Raw genomic sequence first — 3656 nt, forward strand, 5'->3', positions numbered from 1 at the left:
CAACCGGCTGCGCCGGCACCGGCGCCGGCCGAGCCGCCCGCCGTCACCGCGGCCGCAGCCGCCCCGCAGCCGCAGCAACACGCGCAGCCGCAGCAGCACGCGCAACCGCAGCCGGCCGAACACGCGGCGCCGGCCGCCGCCGCGCATCACGACGACAAGCGCGCCCGCCCGGCCGCCGCGGCCGCGGGCGGCGCCGAAGGCAGCTCGATCCGCGTCGGCGTCGAGAAGGTCGACCAACTGATCAACCTCGTCGGCGAACTGGTGATCACGCAGGCGATGCTGGCCGAGACGGCGAGCGCGTTCGATCCCGCGCTGCACGACCGCCTGTTCAACGGGATGGCGCAGCTCGAGCGCAATGCGCGCGACCTGCAGGAAGCGGTGATGTCGATCCGCATGATGCCGATGGACTACGTGTTCAGCCGCTTCCCGCGCCTTGTGCGCGATCTCGCCGGCAAGCTCGGCAAGCAGGTCGAGCTCGTGACGTTCGGCCAGGCGACCGAGCTCGACAAGAGCCTGATCGAACGGATCATCGATCCGCTCACGCACCTCGTGCGCAACAGCCTCGACCACGGGATCGAAACGGTCGACAAGCGCGTCGCCGCCGGCAAGGACGCGGTCGGCCAGCTCGTGCTGTCGGCCGCGCATCACGGCGGCAACATCGTGATCGAGGTGAGCGACGACGGCGCGGGCCTGAACCGCGAGCGGATCCTCGCGAAGGCCGCGAAACAGGGCATGCAGATCTCCGAGAACATCAGCGACGACGAAGTCTGGCAACTGATCTTCGCGCCGGGCTTCTCGACGGCCGAGACGGTGACCGACGTGTCGGGCCGCGGCGTCGGGATGGACGTGGTGAAGCGCAACATCCAGTCGATGGGCGGCCATGTCGAAATCTCGTCGCAGGCCGGCCGCGGCACGACCACGCGGATCGTGCTGCCGCTCACGCTCGCGATCCTCGACGGGATGTCGGTGAAGGTGGGCAGCGAGATCTTCATCCTGCCGCTGAACTTCGTGATGGAGTCGCTGCAGCCGTCGAACGACGACATCTACACGGTCGGCAACGGCGAGCGCGTGGTGCGCGTGCGCGGCGAATACCTGCCGCTCGTCGCGCTGCACGAGGTGTTCTCGGTCGACGACGCGCGCACCGACCCGACCCAGGGGATCGTCACGATCATGGAAACCGAGGGGCGCCGCTTCGCGATGCTGATCGACGAGCTGGTCGGCCAGCAGCAGGTGGTCGTGAAGAACCTCGAAACCAATTACCGCAAGGTCCACGGCATCTCGGCGGCGACCATCCTGGGCGACGGCAGCGTCGCGCTGATCGTCGACGTCGCGGCGCTGAACCGCGAAACCCGTGCGACGCACGGCGCCCGTGCGGGCGCCGAACTCGCCGTCTTCTGACTCTCGCCATCAACCGATTGGGGGCAAACGTGTCCGCTGAAGTTCAAATGATCAATCCGGCCGCGGCGAACGCGGCCACGAGCCGCCGCGACGCCGAACACGGCGATGCGACGGGCCAGGAATTCCTCGTCTTCACGCTCGGCGACGAGGAATACGGGATCGACATCCTGAAAGTGCAGGAAATCCGCGGCTACGACAGCGTCACGCGAATCGCGAACGCGCCCGAGTTCATCAAGGGCGTGATCAACCTGCGCGGGATCATCGTGCCGATCGTCGACATGCGGATCAAGTTCCACCTCGGCCGCGTCGAGTACGACCACCAGACCGTCGTGATCATCCTGAACGTGTCGAACCGCGTGGTCGGGATGGTGGTCGACGGCGTGTCGGACGTGCTGACGCTGCAGACCGACCAGATCATGCCGGCGCCGGAATTCGGCGCGACGCTGACGACCGAGTACCTGACGGGCCTCGGCACGGTCGACGGCCGGATGCTGATCCTGATGGACATCGAGAAGCTGATGTCGAGCCGTGAAATGGCGCTGATCGAGACACTCGGCGGGTAAGCGCGCCGCGCGCGCAGCAATTTCGGGAGAATCTGCAATGTTGCATAACTGGTCGATCCGCACGACGCTCACGGCGGTCGGACTCATCCTCGTGTGCCTGGCCGCCGCGGTCGGCGGGCTCGGCCTCTACGCGCTCAATCAAGCGAGCCGTTCGCTCGACGAGATCGCGCACGTCGACCTGCCGGCGATCCACACGCTCGACGACACGGCCGCGCAACTGCTGCGCTCGCGCGTGGCGCTCGATCGCTTCCGTACGCTGACCGAAGCCGGCAACGCGGCCGACGCGGGGAAGGTGCTCGACCGCGCGCAGGAGCTGTTCGCGAAGTCGAACCAGAACTGGCAGGCGTTCCAGTCGACGCCGAAGCTCGGTGTCGAGCAGGCGCTTCTCGACGAGCTCGCCGCACGCTACACGACGATCGTGAAGGAAGGCGTGGAGCCCGAATTTGCCGCGGCGCGCGCGGGCGACATGGCTGCGTACCACGCGGTGGCGGACACGAAGATCAGCCCGATGTTCGTCGCGTTCGACCAGACGGCGTCGGCCGTGATCGCGGCGCTGCAGAAGCGCGCGGAAGAACGTCAGGCCGCGACGCAGTCGCAGATCTCGATGATGGTCGCGCTGATCGCGGCCGGCATCGCGATCGCGTTCGTCGTCGTGATCGCGATCCGCTTCGTCCTGCGCGGGCTGATCGTCCAGCCGATCGAGGATGCGATCGCGCACTTCGAGCGCATTGCCGGGGGCGACCTCACGCAGCCGGTGAACGTAGCGAGCACGAACGAGATCGGCCGCCTGTTCGGCGGCATCAAGCGGATGCAGGACGCGGTGACGACGATGGTGCAGGCCGTGCATCGCGGCACCGAATCGATCGACGTCGGCGCGCGCGAGATCGCCACCGGCAACATCGACCTGTCGCAGCGCACCGAGGAGCAGGCCGCGTCGCTGCAGGAAACCGCGTCGAGCATGGAGCAACTGACGGGCACCGTGCGGCAGAACGCGGAGAACGCCCGGCAGGCGAGCCAGCTCGCGGTGAACGCGTCGGACATCGCGACGCAGGGCGGCGAGGTGGTCGGCCAGGTCGTGTCGACGATGCAGGACATCGCGGCGAGCTCCGGCAAGGTCGTCGACATCATCGGCACGATCGAAGGCATCGCGTTCCAGACCAACATCCTCGCGCTGAACGCGGCCGTCGAGGCGGCGCGGGCCGGCGAGCAGGGCCGCGGCTTCGCGGTGGTCGCGGGCGAGGTGCGCTCGCTCGCGCAGCGCAGCGCGAGCGCCGCGAAGGAAATCAAGCAGTTGATCGGCGATTCGGCCGAGAAGGTCGACAGCGGGTCGGCGCTCGTCGCGCGCGCCGGCTCGACGATGGACGAGATCGTGCAGGCCGTGCGCCGCGTGACCGACATCATGGGCGAGATCAGCGCCGCGTCCGACGAGCAGTCGACCGGCATCGAGCAGGTCAACCGCGCGGTCGGCCAGATGGACGCGGTCACGCAGCAGAACGCGGCGCTCGTCGAGCAGGCGGCCGCCGCGGCCGCGTCGCTCGAGGAGCAGACGCGCCAGATGAAGGCGATCGTGTCGGGCTGGCGCGTCGCGGGCGGCATCGCGCTCGCGCCGGCGCGCAGCGTCGCGCGGCCGGCTTGTCCGCCGGGGCGGCCGTCTTCGCCAGACGCGGGCCATAGCCGCCCGCCGCGGCGGCGCCA

3 protein-coding genes are annotated in these 3656 nt (G+C 68.9%); all 3 read left to right on the forward strand.

Going from position 1 to position 3656, the window contains the following annotated elements:
• Positions 1-1398: chemotaxis protein CheW (locus tag QZM15_RS33810; RefSeq protein WP_302108023.1), on the forward strand; the 1398-nt coding region annotated here is incomplete at its 5' end.
• Positions 1399-1445: 47 nt separating this feature from the next.
• Positions 1446-1961 (forward strand): chemotaxis protein CheW, encoded by a 516-nt coding sequence (gene cheW / locus QZM15_RS33815; protein ID WP_059578098.1) that lies wholly within the window; start codon positions 1446-1448, stop codon positions 1959-1961.
• Between the two features lie 37 nt (positions 1962-1998).
• Positions 1999-3656 (forward strand): methyl-accepting chemotaxis protein (locus QZM15_RS33820; RefSeq protein ID WP_302108024.1); only part of this gene is annotated, 1658 nt, incomplete at its 3' end.

The organism is Burkholderia sp. AU44665 (assembly GCF_030504405.1).
GTDB classification, from domain to species: Bacteria; Pseudomonadota; Gammaproteobacteria; order Burkholderiales; family Burkholderiaceae; genus Burkholderia; species Burkholderia semiarida.